16 protein-coding genes are annotated in these 15,015 nt (G+C 41.6%); 4 read left to right on the forward strand and 12 right to left on the reverse strand.

The features are described 5' to 3' along the window. Window positions 1–4 precede the first annotated feature (4 nt). From rplI to rpsF, 4 genes are read right to left on the reverse strand one after another with little or no spacing between them, the layout of a single operon-like run. Window positions 5–457 (reverse strand): 50S ribosomal protein L9, encoded by a 453-nt coding sequence (gene rplI, locus ACRWQL_RS07815; protein ID WP_226411369.1) that lies wholly within the window; start codon window positions 455–457, stop codon window positions 5–7. A 42-nt stretch (window positions 458–499) separates the two neighbouring features. Continuing rightward, window positions 500–727, reverse strand: a complete 228-nt coding sequence (rpsR, locus tag ACRWQL_RS07820; RefSeq protein ID WP_226411370.1) for a 30S ribosomal protein S18 — start codon at window positions 725–727, stop codon at window positions 500–502. Between the two features lie 12 nt (window positions 728–739). Beyond that, window positions 740–1,042: a primosomal replication protein N gene (gene priB / locus ACRWQL_RS07825; RefSeq protein WP_226411371.1), complete on the reverse strand. Its 303-nt coding sequence runs from the start codon at window positions 1,040–1,042 to the stop codon at window positions 740–742. Window positions 1,043–1,050: 8 nt separating this feature from the next. Continuing rightward, window positions 1,051–1,443 (reverse strand): 30S ribosomal protein S6, encoded by a 393-nt coding sequence (gene rpsF / locus ACRWQL_RS07830; protein ID WP_226411372.1) that lies wholly within the window; start codon window positions 1,441–1,443, stop codon window positions 1,051–1,053. Window positions 1,444–1,659: 216 nt separating this feature from the next. On the opposite strand from rpsF, the gene ACRWQL_RS07835 reads away from it, so the two are divergent. Together ACRWQL_RS07835 and ACRWQL_RS07840 are read left to right on the forward strand one after the other, a co-directional pair. After that, window positions 1,660–2,403 carry a DUF481 domain-containing protein gene (locus tag ACRWQL_RS07835; protein WP_434928156.1) on the forward strand — a complete coding sequence of 248 codons (744 nt, stop codon included), beginning with the start codon at window positions 1,660–1,662 and terminating at the stop codon, window positions 2,401–2,403. A 47-nt stretch (window positions 2,404–2,450) separates the two neighbouring features. After that, window positions 2,451–3,860, forward strand: coding sequence for an MFS transporter (locus ACRWQL_RS07840; RefSeq protein WP_434952989.1), 1,410 nt, complete (start codon window positions 2,451–2,453; stop codon window positions 3,858–3,860). 74 nt (window positions 3,861–3,934) lie between these two features. Here ACRWQL_RS07840 and rlmB read toward each other — a convergent pair whose 3' ends face one another. The 8 genes from rlmB to zapE form a co-directional block, all read right to left on the reverse strand. After that, window positions 3,935–4,687: a 23S rRNA (guanosine(2251)-2'-O)-methyltransferase RlmB gene (gene rlmB / locus ACRWQL_RS07845; RefSeq protein ID WP_434952991.1), complete on the reverse strand. Its 753-nt coding sequence runs from the start codon at window positions 4,685–4,687 to the stop codon at window positions 3,935–3,937. 191 nt (window positions 4,688–4,878) lie between these two features. After that, the gene (rnr, locus tag ACRWQL_RS07850) at window positions 4,879–7,269 is read right to left on the reverse strand and encodes a ribonuclease R (protein ID WP_434952992.1); all 2,391 of its coding nucleotides are present in this window, start codon (window positions 7,267–7,269) and stop codon (window positions 4,879–4,881) included. A 35-nt stretch (window positions 7,270–7,304) separates the two neighbouring features. Then, the gene (locus ACRWQL_RS07855) at window positions 7,305–7,937 is read right to left on the reverse strand and encodes a tetratricopeptide repeat protein (protein ID WP_434952994.1); all 633 of its coding nucleotides are present in this window, start codon (window positions 7,935–7,937) and stop codon (window positions 7,305–7,307) included. A 132-nt stretch (window positions 7,938–8,069) separates the two neighbouring features. Next, the gene (locus ACRWQL_RS07860; RefSeq protein WP_434928149.1) at window positions 8,070–9,365 is read right to left on the reverse strand and encodes an adenylosuccinate synthase; all 1,296 of its coding nucleotides are present in this window, start codon (window positions 9,363–9,365) and stop codon (window positions 8,070–8,072) included. Between the two features lie 72 nt (window positions 9,366–9,437). After that, complete coding sequence (locus tag ACRWQL_RS07865) at window positions 9,438–9,623, reverse strand: DUF2065 domain-containing protein (RefSeq protein ID WP_226411380.1); 186 nt, start codon at window positions 9,621–9,623, stop codon at window positions 9,438–9,440. 101 nt (window positions 9,624–9,724) lie between these two features. Further along, window positions 9,725–10,117: a 30S ribosomal protein S9 gene (rpsI, locus tag ACRWQL_RS07870; RefSeq protein ID WP_235086614.1), complete on the reverse strand. Its 393-nt coding sequence runs from the start codon at window positions 10,115–10,117 to the stop codon at window positions 9,725–9,727. Window positions 10,118–10,132: 15 nt separating this feature from the next. Then, window positions 10,133–10,564: a 50S ribosomal protein L13 gene (rplM, locus tag ACRWQL_RS07875; RefSeq protein WP_226411384.1), complete on the reverse strand. Its 432-nt coding sequence runs from the start codon at window positions 10,562–10,564 to the stop codon at window positions 10,133–10,135. 281 nt (window positions 10,565–10,845) lie between these two features. Beyond that, the gene (zapE, locus tag ACRWQL_RS07880) at window positions 10,846–11,955 is read right to left on the reverse strand and encodes a cell division protein ZapE (protein ID WP_434952995.1); all 1,110 of its coding nucleotides are present in this window, start codon (window positions 11,953–11,955) and stop codon (window positions 10,846–10,848) included. A gap of 348 nt (window positions 11,956–12,303) precedes the next feature. Between zapE and degQ the strand changes: the two genes are divergently transcribed. Both degQ and degS read left to right on the forward strand, forming a co-directional pair. Continuing rightward, window positions 12,304–13,653, forward strand: a complete 1,350-nt coding sequence (gene degQ / locus ACRWQL_RS07885; protein ID WP_434952996.1) for a Do family serine endopeptidase DegQ — start codon at window positions 12,304–12,306, stop codon at window positions 13,651–13,653. A 172-nt stretch (window positions 13,654–13,825) separates the two neighbouring features. Continuing rightward, window positions 13,826–14,902 (forward strand): outer membrane-stress sensor serine endopeptidase DegS, encoded by a 1,077-nt coding sequence (degS, locus tag ACRWQL_RS07890; protein ID WP_434928146.1) that lies wholly within the window; start codon window positions 13,826–13,828, stop codon window positions 14,900–14,902. The last annotated feature ends 113 nt before the right edge of the window (window positions 14,903–15,015 follow it).

Here is a 15,015-nt window from a genome sequence, read left to right on the forward strand (position 1 = left end):
ATAATTAAGCTTCTGCAACAACAGAAATCTTAACGATAGCTTTAACTTCAGTGTGTACTTGCACTTCAACTTCGAAGTTACCAGTAGTGCGTAAAGCACCTAAAGGTAAACGGACTTCAGATTTAGCAAGTTCAACGCCAGCTGCAGTTACTGCATCAGCGATGTCACGGTTGCCAACTGAACCGAATAGTTTACCTTCATCACCTGCTTTAGAAGCGATAACAACGCCTTCTAATGCAGTTAATTTTTCAGCACGAGCTGTCGCTGTAGCTAGATCAGCAGCTATTTTAGCTTCTAAGTCAGCACGACGAGCTTCAAATACTTCAACGTTTGCAGCATTCGCAACAACCGCTTTACCAAATGGTAAAAGGAAGTTACGTGCATAACCAGCTTTAACAGAAACTTGGTCGCCTAAGCTGCCTAAGTTTGCAATTTTGTCTAGTAGAATTACGTTCATTATCAAATCCTCTTTATTCGATTAGGAATTAATACTGCTATATTACTGATGTAAATCAGTATATGGCAGTAGAGAAAGATAACGAGCACGCTTGATAGCGCGAGCTAGTTGGCGTTGGTATTTAGCACTAGTACCAGTAATACGGCTAGGAACAATCTTGCCGCTTTCTGTTACGTAGTTCTTTAAAGTTACGATATCTTTATAATCAATTTCTGTAACGCCTTCAGCTGTGAAGCGACAGAACTTGCGACGACGGAAATAACGTGCCATTTTGACAGTCTCCTAAGTTTTCAATTCGACATTTTCAGCATGCAAAACTAAACGGTTTTGACCATTTCGTCCTTGTTGGAGTGAAAGAAACCCTTCAACTTCAACCTGCACACCTGCTTTTAATTTATCTGCTACGCTTTTAAAGCGTGGACCACTCAACACCACTTGTATAAGGCAGTATACGTTACGTAATAACTCTGCATCATACTTCTGTGACTTATGTTCTAGCGTAATAATCGTATGATTAATACCGCTGGGACTGCTCATTTGTTTTGAACGCGTAATGGTTCCAAACAAAGTTAAATGGTTATTCACAGAGTAAATTATTCAGCGTTTTCTTCAGCGCTTTCTTCGTCCATACGGTCATCAGAAGATGAACGACGTGTTTCACGTTCGTCTCTTGCTTTTGCCATAGGTGAAGCTTCAGTAACAGCAGCTTTAGTGCGCATTACAAAGTTACGCAGAACAGCGTCGTTGAAACGGAAAGCTGTCTCTAACTCTTCAATAGACTCTGCAGTTGCTTCTACGTTCAAAAGAACATAGTGAGCTTTATGTAGGTCTTGGATTGGGTAAGCCAATTGACGACGGCCCCAATCTTCTAAACGGTGAATTGTACCGTTAGCAGCGGTGATAACACCGGTGTAACGCTCAATCATACCTGGGACTTGTTCACTTTGATCTGGGTGAACCATAAATACGATTTCATAATGACGCATTTATTGCTCCTTACGGTTAAGTAGCCTCTTTTCTGGCTCAGTCAGACCAATGTGGAGGCAAGGAACGAATTAAAGTGACTGATTTGAGCGCGCGATGATACCGAAACTCCCCCACAAACTCAAGTAATAAAGTATTCTTTCCTGTGTTATTGAATACAGGTATCATGTCGGCAGTTAAGAATGAGTTGTAATGGATAACAAGAAATAGTGATCATTATGAAAAAAGCGCTGTCTATCTGCTGTTTGCTGATATTGTCCCCTTCCGCGTGGGCTCTAGTACCACCTGACTATCAAGAGCCCGAGAACGGTTTTAATGCTGAAATTGAAGCCGGGTTGCAGCTTAATAGTGGCAATAATGAAACCAAAAACTTCAACGGGCGTACTTATGCGACTTACGACACCCTTAATACTAAGCAAGAAGGCACCTTAAAAGCTTACTACTCTGCTGACGGAAGTGAAGCAACCTCGGAGAAATATGAGGTTTATCTTCAAAGTAACTATAAATTAGAACGAGGATACGTTTTTGGCCGCGGTGAATTCACCTGGAACCAATACGGCTCGTTCACCAAAATTTATACTATTTCCTCAGGTTATGGTTTTGATTTAATCAAAAACTATAGAACTAAACTCAGTTTAGAATTCGGTCCTGGTTATCGTTATGACTTACCCTCTTCATCTGTTATTGATCCAGAGCCAACGCCAAACAGAGATATCATTTTACGTTCTGCGGCTAAGTACTCTGTAAAGCTACAGGAATATACTAGTCTAAATGCCGATGTGACGGCTGAGACGGGCCAAGATAACAACACCTTGACCTTAGATATGAACTATAGAAATACCTTCATTCAAGATTGGGCATTTAAAATTGGCGTTAACGTTAAATATACCTCTGATGTGCCACAGGACAGTCAGAAGACGGATACAATTACAACATTCAACTTACTGTACACATTCCAGTAATTACGCTTATTTAAGCGGAGTCATAAATAACCTTTAGAGGCAGTGTGATGACCAGTCCATTACGTAGTTTTACCTCGTTATACAGCACCACCTTTATGATGGTACTGGCAGCTGGTCTTCTGACTACATATTTAGGCCTAAAGCTCACTATGATGGACGTGCCACAAATATGGGTAGGTGGCATGATGTCTGCCTACTATATTGGTTTGGTATGTGGATCCAAAGTGGGTCATAAACTCATTGCGCAAGTTGGCCATATTCGTGCCTTTGTTGCATGTGCGGGTGTGGTGACTGCATCTGCCTTAGGTCATGCATTAATTGATAACCTAACCATTTGGTTAATCCTACGTGTGCTTGTTGGCATGGGCATGATGTGTCAATACATGGTGCTTGAAAGCTGGCTTAACGAACAAGCAGAGCCAAGCCAGCGCGGTACCGTTTTTGCCAGTTATATGATTGTATCTTACTTGGCATTAATGGCTGGCCAAGGCGCCATTAGCTTATACCCAGACTTAGGTATTGAACCTTTACTGCTTATCGCAATTTGTTTTGCTTTGTGTACTGTACCCATTTCAATTACACGCCGTATTCACCCAGAGCCATTAACACCTGCACCACTTAACATGAAGCACTACTGGAAACGCGCCCCGCAAGCACTAACCACTATAGCTTTGGGTAGCATGATAGTGGGATGCTTTTATGGTTTAGCGCCAGCTTATGCTACTGCGCAAGGTATTGAACCTCAATCTGTCGCCTTATATATGTCATGTACTATTTTCGCAGGTCTGCTAGCCCAATGGCCTATGGGTAAACTGTCTGACTTAATGCCAAGAAGCCGCCTTATTCGCATTAACTGTGGTCTGCTTGGTATATTGGTGCTGGTTATTGCTTTGGTGCCTTTTGATGCTCAAATCTCATTAGTCTTAACAGGAATATTTGGCGTGTTGGCTTTTACACTTTATCCATTAGCCACGGCGTTAGCCAATTCTCGTATAGAGCAACATGAGCGAGTCGGATTATCGGCCACAATTTTAGTGACATTTGGTATTGGCGCCAGTATTGGCCCACTTATCGCTTCATCACTGATGCAGCACTTTGGTAACAATATGCTATATGGCTTTATGAGTATTTGTGCTTTCACGTTAGTTATTCGCTTATTATTTATTAATAACAAGCAAAAAGCTGAACAGGGCTCAAGTAATGACTATGTGATGGCAGGTGGAGATTTAGTTTCATCACCATTGGCTGCCTCTTTTGACCCTAGGGTAAATGTGCAATCTGTGCAGGATCAGATGATTAATCCTGATGATAATGCATTTGATATGGTTGGCACAGAAGACGATGTTTTAGACGATGAGCCTGATTACACCCAAGTAGTTGATGACAAAAATGATGATGTAATTAACCACGTAGACCAAAATAATATTACAAGCCAAGTAGAAACTCGCAAAACTTAGTCAGACATTGGGTTTAGTTACAAACACAGAAAAGCGAGCATCAGCTCGCTTTTTTCATCACAAATTAGTGGTCGTTATACTAAACGTTGACGTACCGCTTCAAACAAACAGATACCGGTAGCAACAGATACATTTAAGCTTGAAACTGTTCCTGACATCGGAATAGAGATTAGCGAATCACAGCTTTCACGGGTTAAACGGCGTAAGCCTTTACCTTCCGCGCCCATAGCAATCGCTAACGCACCTTTAAAGTCAGCTTGGTAGACGTTACTGTCAGCCTCACCTGCGGCGCCAACAATCCACACACCTTTGTCTTGGATGTGTCGCATTGTACGTGCCAAGTTAGTCACTTGAAATAACGGCACAACTTCTGCTGCACCACTCGCAACTTTACTCACAACGGATGTTAGGCCAACAGAATTATCTTTAGGTACGATAACCCCGTGCGCACCAGCAGCATCAGCGTTACGAATACAGGCGCCTAAATTATGTGGATCTGTCACACCATCGAGTATCAAGAAGAAAGGCGTTTTCTGCTCAGCACTGAGTTTATCCAGTAAAGCGTCTAACTCACTTTCAGCAAGCACTTTGGCTGCGGTTACACGCGCTACGACACCTTGGTGCTGAGTACTTTCTGCTTTTTCATCAAGCACTTTTCTCGCTGAACGCTGTGACTTAATACCCGCTTCTTGGGCTGCATTTACTAGAGGTTCTAAACGTTCATCATCGCGACCTTGCATTAGCCATAATTCAATAACGCGCTCTCGGCTGTTTTTTAATAAGGCTTCAACGGCGTGAATACCAAAAATAACATCTTGTTTTTTCATTTAATTACTTTCTCTTACTGCTTTTGGCTTCAGCCGCTTTTGCGGTTGATTCGCTATTGTTGGCTTTATTAGCATCGGTCTTCTTAGCTTTCAATTTACTCGCTAGAGGCTTTTTAACAGCCGTTTTCTTAGCGTCGGTCTTTTTGGCGTCAGCCTTTTTTGCGTTAGGTTTTTTAACCCGAGGTTTTTTGCTAGTCGATTTTTTTAGCTGGCCCCTTGTTAGCTGGATCTTTGCTAACTGCTGAACCAGTAGTTTCAGAAGCGACTTTCTTACCACGACCTTTAGACGGTTTATCACCCTCTTTAGCGCCACGAGCAGACTTAGCTCCTTCTAACTTAACACGATCACGCGCCGTAAGTGGCTTGTTGCTGTTGCGACGTTTGCCCTGACCTTTGCTGTTATCCCCAATCATAATTAAATCAATTTGGCGATCATCTAGGTTAACGGCTGCCACTTTCACACTTACTGGATCACCAACTTGATAAACTTGACGGGTATTCTCACCCACTAAGCGCTGGCGCATAGCATCAAACTGATAGTAATCACTTGCTAAGCTGGATATATGCACCAAACCATCAATGAATAAATCATTTAAGCGCACAAATAAGCCAAAGTTAGTCACCGATGCAATTACAGCGTCGAAGTCATCACCAACATGATCTTGCATGTATTCACATTTAAGCCAGTCGCTCACATCTCGAGTCGCTTCATCTGCTCGGCGCTCAGTGGTTGAGCACTCTTCACCTAATGAATCTAACTCAGCAAGGGTATATTGAAAGCCACCGTCCTGAGTCCACTTGTCTTTAACCGTGCCTTCACTGTTAGCCAGCAGGAACTTAATCACCCGATGGAGGACAAGATCGGGATAACGGCGAATAGGTGATGTAAAGTGAGAATACTCTTCTAGGGCTAAACCAAAGTGACCGTCATTATCTGGGCTATAAATAGCCTGGCGCATAGAGCGTAATAACATAACCTGAATGAGCTCTGCATCGGGTCTATCTGCAATTTTCAGCATAATACCTTGGTAATCTGCTGGTGTAGGTTCTAAGCCACCTTCCATCGATAAACCACGCTCAGCGAGAAACTCTTTAAAGTTTGCTAACTTTTGCTCAGACGGCGCTTCATGCACACGGTATAACACTTCACCCTTGTTCTTTTTAACGAACTTAGCTGATGCCACATTGGCTAAAATCATACATTCTTCAATGATTTTATGCGCTTGGTTACGGCCTCTAGGCACAATCTTATCGATTTTGCGCTGTTCATTAAAAATAAATTGCGTCTCTAATGTTTCAAATGCAATGGCGCCACGCTCAGCTCGTCGTTCATCTAAGGTTAAGTACAAAGACTGTAAACACTGTAAATGTGGGAACAATGCTTGATGTTCAGGGGCAATAACGCCACCTTCTAGCATGTCGGCAACTTGGGTATACGTGAAACGCGCATGGGAATGCATCACTGCAGGGTAAAACTTATAACCTGACAATTTACCGCTGGCGGCAATAGTCATTTCGGCCACCATGCATAAACGATCGACATGGGGATTTAACGAACATAATCCGTTAGAAATTTTCTCTGGCAGCATAGGAATAACTTGCGAAGGAAAATATACCGAATTACCACGCTCACGAGCTTCCACATCTAATGCTGAATCTGTGCGCACATAATGGCTTACATCCGCAATAGCCACCCATAAGCGCCAGCCACCACCCGGTTTTTTCTCCGCATAAACCGCATCATCAAAGTCACGTGCATCTTCACCATCAATAGTAACTAGTGGTAAATGACGTAAATCAACTCGGCCTTGTTTGTCTGAATCAGGCACTTCATCAGGTATACGCTTAAGTTTTTTCTCAATAATATCTGACCAGGTATGGGGTAAATCATAATTGCGCAGTGCAATTTCAATTTCCATCCCAGGTGCCATCGTTTTACCTAGGACTTCAGTGACTTTACCGGCTGCTTTAACAAAGCGACCTGGTCGTCTTGTTAGCTCAACCACCACAACATCACCGGCACGAGCGCCGTTGTTATCTTCATTGGCAATTAAAATCTCTTGGTTGATACGGCGATCATCGGCAATGATAAATGCCATCCCGCCATCAACATGGTATCGGCCAACTAATGCTGCGCTTCGCTCTTGAACCAAACGCACAATGCGCGCTTCTCGGCGTCCACGACGATCTGTACCGGCTTTTTGCGCCAGCACTTTGTCACCATGAAAATACATCAGCATGTCACGGTTATTGATAAATAAATCGTCACCACCTTCTTCAAGCTTTAAAAAGCCGAAGCCGTCTCGGTGACCAATAATAGTGCCCGATAGTAAATCCATTTTTTCAGGTAAACCGTAGCTTTGACCCCGAGTAAACACTAACTGGCCATCACGCTCCATCGCGCGTAAGCGACGACGTAAAGCTTCTAATGGCTCTTCCTCAGTTATTTTTAACGCTTCGGCGATTTTGTCACGGGTAACGGGTGACTTTTGTGCGCGCAAGTACTCTAAAATGTACTCACGGCTAGGAATAGGATTATCGTACTTGTCTTGTTCTCTCTCAAAATGAGGATCGGTGATCATTCAATTTCCAAATCATCGGCATAATATTGTATGCCTTATTGCATATAAAGTTGTTGCTGCTGGGCCCTTTCAACAATACTTGTGGGCATTTTTACAGCAAGTTGTTGTAACAATGAAGTCGCCTTCTTTTGCTGACTCTCATCATCAAAAATACTGTTATAAAGCCAATGATAGCCCATTTCGTAATCTTTTGGGCTGCCATAACCTTCAGCAAACAGTTTAACTAACATCATACGAGCATTTACATCACCATTCGCTGCTGCAGGTAATGTGTATTGCACTGAACGATGTCGATCTTTTACCACCAGTTGTCCTCGGTAGTAATAATCAGCTAATTTTAACATAGCTTCGGCACTGCCTTGCTCGGCGGCCGTTTGTAATATTGCTATTCCACGAGAAGGATGTGCTTTCACACACACGCCGTGATTTAACATTTCGCCCCATAAAAATTGATATAAGGGCTGCTGTAGCACTTCTGCTCTAGCTTCAATATCTTGTACTAACTGGCACTCATCAAGCTTCACACGTTGAAGATATTGATTACTGCGGATCAGATTAATGAGTTGTTCATCGCTATAAATATCATAGGCGCCAGAGACGGCATTGGCACTTTGAATAGTCGAGCCAAATAATAACGTAAGTGTGAGAAATAATGAAAGCCGTAACATAATAATTCTCTATGACAGTTTGATTAACTTATTAATCGGCCGCTGCACACTTTTCTTAAGGACTAAGCCAATACTTTCAAAGCCGCTTTCATTAAAAAGGCCGCTTAACGCGGCCTTTTTACGATATTGATTTTAGTTAAACGGATTAACTAGAATCATGGTCTCATTACGGTCAGGACCGGTTGAGATGATATCGATTGGCGTTTCTAATAGTTCTTCAATGCGTTTGATGTAGTTAATTGCAGCAGCAGGAAGTTGCTCAATTGACGTCGCACCAAAAGTCACTTCTTTCCAACCTGGCATGGTTTCATAGATAGGTGTAACTAGCTCATAGCCTTCAGCAGCTAGTGGCGTAATTTTAGAAACAGTACCATCTGGGTTTTGATAACCAACACAGATTTTAACTTCTTCTAGACCATCTAATACATCTAGTTTGGTTAAGCAGAAACCACTTACGCTATTGATTTGAACTGCACGGCGCATTGCCACTGCATCTAACCAACCAGGACGACGTTTACGACCCGTCGTCGCACCAAACTCTTGGCCTTTCTCACCAATGTAATCACCAATTTCATTGGCTAATTCCGTTGGGAAAGGACCAGCACCTACACGTGTAGTGTAAGCTTTCATGATACCAAGTACATAATCAATATGACGTGGACCAAAACCTGAGCCTGTTGCAACACCACCAGCAGTAGTATTAGAAGAAGTTACAAATGGATATGTACCATGGTCGATATCCAATAATGTACCTTGAGCACCTTCAAATAGAATTGGCTCACCAGCCTTACGGGCGGTATCTAATAACTCAGTAACGTCAACACATAAACTCTTCAGATAATCAGCAATAGCCAATGCATCATCTAGCGTTTTTTGATAGTCAACAGCTTCTACCTTGTAGTATTCAGTCAACATAAAGTTGTGATATTTCATCACTTCTTTTAGTTTAGTTGCAAAAAGTTCTGCATTGAATAAGTCACCGATGCGAAGACCACGACGTGAAACCTTATCTTCATAAGCTGGCCCAATACCGCGACCCGTTGTGCCAATCGCTTTATTGCCACGCGCTTTTTCGCGAGCAATATCAAGTGCACAATGGAAGGGTAATATTAGCGGACACGCTTCAGATATAAGTAAACGCTCTTCAACAGGTACGCCGCGCTCTTTCAGCATGTTGATTTCTTTCATCAACGCATCAGGGGCAACAACGACACCATTACCAATCAAACATTTTACGTTATTACGTAAAATGCCAGATGGAATTAAATGAAGTACTGTTTTTTCACCATCAATTACCAAAGTATGACCGGCATTATGGCCGCCTTGGTAACGAACTACGTATTTTGCCTGTTCTGTTAAAAGGTCGACAATCTTACCTTTGCCTTCGTCACCCCATTGAGTGCCGAGTACGACTACATTTTTGCCCATTATTAGCTGCAACGTCTTGTGGTATAAAATAGAATTTTAACAGATTTTAGGGGGTTATAGGCAAGTATTTTATTAAAAAATAATCAATAAAACGATCCCCGCTGTGACTAAAGATCCACCTAAGCGTCTGAGAACATTTTGGTTTTGCCCAGAAAGCTCAAATAAATACTTTTTCCATTTTTGTGGAAACAATAACGGACCAAGCCCCTCAACGATTAATACCAAGGCAATTGCTGTCATTAAAAGCTGTAATGTCATTTGAACTCCCCGTTAATTTGAATGCATTTAGCTTATTATTATAAAACTGCAGCCAATAAAAAACCCAGCATAAGCTGGGTTTTTTGTATTCCAAAGGCGAATTAACGCTTCGAGAATTGTGGCTTACGACGTGCTTTACGTAGACCAACTTTCTTACGCTCAACTTTACGAGCATCACGGGTAACAAAACCAGCGGCACGTAGAGAAGGACGTAAAGTCTCGTCTAGTTGCATTAACGCACGAGTAATACCGTGACGAATTGCACCTGCTTGGCCAGTGGTTCCACCGCCTTTAACAGTTACATATATGTCGAATTTATCAGTCATTTCAACTAGCTCTAGTGGTTGACGAACAACCATACGAGCAGTTTCACGGCCAAAATATATATCTAGTGGACGTTGGTTAACAACGATTGTACCACTACCTGCTTTAACGAATACGCGAGCAGTTGATGTTTTACGACGGCCAGTGCCGTAGTACTGAGTTGCAGACATTAGCTTACTCCCGTTTTAAATATCAAGAACTTGTGGTTGTTGTGCAGCATGGTTATGCTCAGTGCCTGCGTAAACCTTAAGTTTACGGAACATAGCACGGCCCAATGGACCTTTTGGCAACATACCCTTAACAGCTTTCTCGATAATCATCTCAGGTTTATGAGCTTGCAATTTCTCAAAAGAAATTTGCTTAATCCCACCGATGAAACCAGTGTGCGAGTAATAAATTTTACCAGCAGCTTTGTTACCAGTTACGGTAACTTTCTCAGCATTAATAACGATGATGTAATCACCAGTATCAACATGAGGTGTGTACTCAGGCTTGTGCTTACCGCGTAAACGAGTAGCAATTTCAGTAGCCATACGACCTAAAGTTTTACCTTCGGCATCAACGACGAACCAATCACGTGTGACTGTTTCTGATGTAGCATTAAATGTAGTCTTCATTTTTTACAAAAACCCAATGTTTAAAATTCTGTCTCACATGCCAACTGCAAGTCGCAATTAACACAAAATGGACCGATTCTTGCCCCTTCGAGCATGAATATTGGCTTAAAACTTCCGCCCAATTCGACGGAGTAACGAGGGCAGGTGCGGATTATACGCAAACATGAGATAGAAATCACCTGATATTTATAAAAAGCGTTAAATAGTTTGATCGTTTTAGCAGCACTTTTACTATTTAATTTTGCTCAAAATAACAGCTAATTTCGTATTGATACTATTTTTTAAGGTAAATGTTCTGAAGCTAAATAATCATGGGATTGCATTTCTATTAATCTTGAACGGCAGCGACGAAACTCAAAATTGAGCATACCTTTAGTATAAATGTCTTCTAAAGGCACCTGTGCAGAAATAATTAATTTTACATTTCGCTCGTAAAACTCATCTACCATAGCTAAAAAACGCCTGGCAATATCATCACCGGTTAACTGATCACCCATTTGCTCAAGCCCACTGAGTAATACGGTATGATAAATTCGCGCTATCTCCATATAATCTCGCTGCGAACGGGGCCCATCACATATATCTCTGAAGTTGGCGAGCAGCACTCCTTGAGATTGCTGACGGATACTAATTAAGCGACCATCAATATTAATAGCATCGGTTAACACCTCAGACTCTGGTGCAAGCTGTTTGAAATAAGTATGTAAATTCAAGTCCGCAGATTCGTCAAGCGGGTAATGGTAAATCTCAGCTTGCTCTAGAGTTCTTAAACGGTAATCTATACCTGAATCAACATTTAAAATCTCACAATGCTTATTGATCAGAGCGATAGCAGGTAAAAAACGGACCCGTTGTAAGCCATTCTTGTACAAATCATCAGGAATAATATTCGAGGTAGCCACTAATGCCACCCCTTCTTTAAATAGGGCTTGAAACAAGGTGCCCAATAGCATCGCATCGGTAATATCAGAAACAAAAAACTCATCGAAGCAAATTACTTGGTATTGGTTGGCCATTTTTTTTGCGATCGTCAGTAACGGGTCTTGCACCCCTTTTAGCTCACCCAAGTCATGATGAAGTTGATGCATAAAACGGTGGAAGTGCGCCCTGAGTTTTTTATCACCTGGAAGCGCATCATAAAAGGTATCCATTAAGTAGGTTTTGCCACGCCCGACGCCACCCCATAGGTATAACCCCTTAACCGATGTTGTTGGTTTTTTCCCAAATGCGGTTAGTATCTTCGATAAACCAGATATAGGTTGATTGGTAGCAATTATTTCATCAAACACACGCTGTAATGATCTAACAGCTTGCTCTTGAGCTGGATCGTGGGAGAAGTCCTCACGGGTGAGATCTTGTTGATAATGCTGCCAAGGGGTTAACTGAGACACGATTATGACTCTCTTACATCAAATAATTGCTGCGAATAATAACATTAAACTTTCAATACGAGTAACCGCGTTAAACGATCAAATTAACCTTTGTTAATCGTTAATGAACTATCAAATCTAAACCGACTCCCAATAAATAACATATCCACTTTCCATAATTTTTACGTTTCAAGGCAAATCTAATTAACGCTCATTTTGAAACAACGACATTTGTAGAAACAATTGTTTATCAAAAATTTGAATTTTAACGACCTAATAATTTACCTGATTAACGATATTTAACTTTAATTTACCTCACTCAAGCGCCATATTTTTAGCATTAGCTTGAATGTCCAAGGAGCCATATTAATGAAAACCAAATTAAGCTTACTTTCTGCTGCCCTGTTAACCGCATCATTAACGATTATACCAACCACTTCTTTTGCTGCTATTCCACAATCTGTTGATGGCCAATCAATACCCAGTTTAGCGCCTATGCTAGAACGCACCACACCAGCTGTGGTATCTGTGGCAGTATCAGGTACTCAAGTATCTAAGCAGCAAGTTCCCGATGTATTTCGTTATTTTTTTGGTCCAAACGCTCCGCGTGAACAAGTCCAAGAACGTCCATTTCGAGGTCTAGGATCTGGAGTTATTATTGATGCCGAAAAAGGCTATATCGTAACTAACAATCACGTCATTAATGGTGCTGATGATATTCAAATAGGTTTAAGCGATGGGCGAGAAGTAGAAGCTAAACTAATAGGTGCAGATAAAGAATCCGATATTGCACTATTACAAATTACCGCTAAAAACCTCACCGCGATCAAACAAACTGACTCAGACGAAGTTCGCGTCGGTGACTTTGCCGTGGCCATAGGTAATCCATTCGGTTTGGGCCAAACAGTGACCTCCGGTATTGTGAGTGCTTTAGGGCGAAGTGGTTTGGGCATTGAAATGCTTGAAAACTTCATTCAAACCGATGCTGCGATTAATAGTGGTAACTCAGGTGGCGCATTAGTTAATTTAAATGGTGAATTAATGGGGATCAATACCGCCATTGTGGCACCTAATGGCGGTAACGTCGGTATTGGTTTTGCCATTCCTGCAAATATGGTCAATAACTTAGTTCAACAAATCATAGAACACGGTGAGGTAAGACGAGGAATATTAGGGGTAGCGGGTCGTGATTTAGATAAAGAACTGGCTACCGCATTCGGACTAGAAACCCAACATGGCGCTTTTGTTAGCGAAGTGGTGCCAGACAGTGCAGCAGCCAAGGCAGGCATTAAAGCGGGTGATATTATTACCAGCGTTAATGGCCGCAAGATTAAGTCGTTCCAAGAACTGCGCGCTAAAGTAGCCACTATGGGAGCTGATGTAAAAGTTGAATTTGGCCTTATACGTGATGGCGACACTAAAACTGTTAAAGCAACTTTAGGTAAAGCTGATGCTATTGAAGCCGCTGCAGGCGCATTACATCCTATGCTTCAGGGTACTACCCTTAGTAATGGCTCTAGAGGAGTTGAAATAACCGATGTAGCCCAAGGCTCTCCAGCTGCTATGTCTGGTCTGCAAAAAGGCGATTTCATTGTCGGTATTAATCGAACTCAGGTTAAAGATTTAAAATCCTTTAAAGCCCTACTAGAAAAGCAACAGGGTTCAGTCGCGCTTAAAATACTACGCGATAACAACTTGAGCTATTTAGTTTTACGATAATGATTAATCGATACTGAGAGTAATTGATTTAACATTATTAGTGGTGATTGTTGACTGTAATCACTTAAGTTAATGTTAGCATTCATTAATTAAGCATCGAGCATTCAACCTCGATGCTTAATTTTTTCAGTTATGTTAGTATTTGCGCTATTTACTTAACATAGATCAGACTATGAACTTTAAAGACATTAGTATTTATCTAGGCAAATCCATTTTATTTGGTCTGATCATGGCTGCCGTTTTCCTTATCGCAACCTCATTTGAAGGCAGTCCGTTTAAAAGCGGTTTAACACAGCGTGCTAATATGGGCAGTGAGTTGTCTTTTGCTAAAGCGGTTCGCCGTGCAGCACCCGCCGTTGTTAATATTTATAGCTTAAGTATTGATCAACGCGCACCACTTAACTCAAGTTCACTACAGGGCTTAGGCTCTGGCGTTATTATGAGTAATCAAGGTTATATTCTAACCAACTATCACGTTATAAAACGTGCCGATGAAATAGTTATTGCACTGCAAGATGGACGGCGCTTTACCTCTGAAGTGGTCGGCAGTGATCCTGAAACAGATTTAGCCGTGTTAAAGATTGAAGGTGACAACCTCCCTGTCGTACCGATTAACTTAACTAACCCAGCATTAGTTGGCGATGTAGTGTTAGCCATTGGCAATCCCTATAACCTTGGACAAACAATTACTCAGGGTATTATTAGTGCGACAGGTCGCAGTGGATTAAGCTCAGGTTATTTAGACTTTTTACAAACAGACGCTGCGATTAATGCAGGTAACTCTGGTGGCGCGTTAATTGATACCACTGGTGAATTAATTGGAATAAACACCGCAGCATTTAAAGTCGGCGGTGATAATGGTGGCAATGGCATTAGTTTTGCTATCCCGATAAAGTTAGCCCACAGCATTATGGACAAACTCATTGCAGATGGACGCGTTATTCGTGGAGCAATTGGTATTTCCGGAGAAGCATTAACCCCAGTTGTGGCGCAAATTTTAAATTTACCTGATTTAAAAGGGGTTTTTGTTACTGGTATTGACCCTAATGGGCCTGCTGCCAATGCGGAGTTACAGCCACGGGATGTCATTATTACTTATGGTAATGACGATATTCCAGGTGTTGAGGTGTTAATGGATAAAATTGCAGAAACACCACCTGGTAACAAAGTGCTATTGACGGTTATTCGAGAGGGATTAAAACTGGAAATACCGGTATTTGTTGTAGAAAAGAACTCTTTTGATCAATAGTCACAATCACAAAACATTCCAACAACGCGATATTAAATGGCATAAACTGCCATGAAAAAAGCCATCAATTTAAATTGATGGCTTTTTTATTTAGCAATTAATCGATTGCCTCA

Origin of the sequence: Shewanella sp. HL-SH4 (assembly GCF_051164845.1) — a bacterium.
In the GTDB taxonomy this organism is placed as follows: Bacteria; Pseudomonadota; Gammaproteobacteria; order Enterobacterales; family Shewanellaceae; genus Shewanella; species Shewanella glacialimarina.

Bases quoted from the DNA above. Each gene is read 5' to 3' on its own strand.
- ACRWQL_RS07835 (WP_434928156.1), top strand. From the start codon at position 1,660: ATGAAAAAAGCGCTGTCTATCTGCTGTTTGCTGATATTGTCCCCTTCC.
- rnr (WP_434952992.1), bottom strand. From the start codon at position 7,269: ATGATCACCGATCCTCATTTTGAGAGAGAACAAGACAAGTACGATAAT.
- rpsI (WP_235086614.1), bottom strand. From the start codon at position 10,117: ATGTCTGCAACTCAGTACTACGGCACTGGCCGTCGTAAAACATCAACT.
- rpsR (WP_226411370.1), bottom strand. From the start codon at position 727: ATGGCACGTTATTTCCGTCGTCGCAAGTTCTGTCGCTTCACAGCTGAA.
- rplM (WP_226411384.1), bottom strand. From the start codon at position 10,564: ATGAAGACTACATTTAATGCTACATCAGAAACAGTCACACGTGATTGG.
- rlmB (WP_434952991.1), bottom strand. From the start codon at position 4,687: ATGAAAAAACAAGATGTTATTTTTGGTATTCACGCCGTTGAAGCCTTA.
- ACRWQL_RS07855 (WP_434952994.1), bottom strand. From the start codon at position 7,937: ATGTTACGGCTTTCATTATTTCTCACACTTACGTTATTATTTGGCTCG.
- rplI (WP_226411369.1), bottom strand. From the start codon at position 457: ATGAACGTAATTCTACTAGACAAAATTGCAAACTTAGGCAGCTTAGGC.
- ACRWQL_RS07840 (WP_434952989.1), top strand. From the start codon at position 2,451: ATGACCAGTCCATTACGTAGTTTTACCTCGTTATACAGCACCACCTTT.
- ACRWQL_RS07860 (WP_434928149.1), bottom strand. From the start codon at position 9,365: ATGGGCAAAAATGTAGTCGTACTCGGCACTCAATGGGGTGACGAAGGC.
- rpsF (WP_226411372.1), bottom strand. From the start codon at position 1,443: ATGCGTCATTATGAAATCGTATTTATGGTTCACCCAGATCAAAGTGAA.
- ACRWQL_RS07865 (WP_226411380.1), bottom strand. From the start codon at position 9,623: ATGACATTACAGCTTTTAATGACAGCAATTGCCTTGGTATTAATCGTT.
- degQ (WP_434952996.1), top strand. From the start codon at position 12,304: ATGAAAACCAAATTAAGCTTACTTTCTGCTGCCCTGTTAACCGCATCA.
- degS (WP_434928146.1), top strand. From the start codon at position 13,826: ATGAACTTTAAAGACATTAGTATTTATCTAGGCAAATCCATTTTATTT.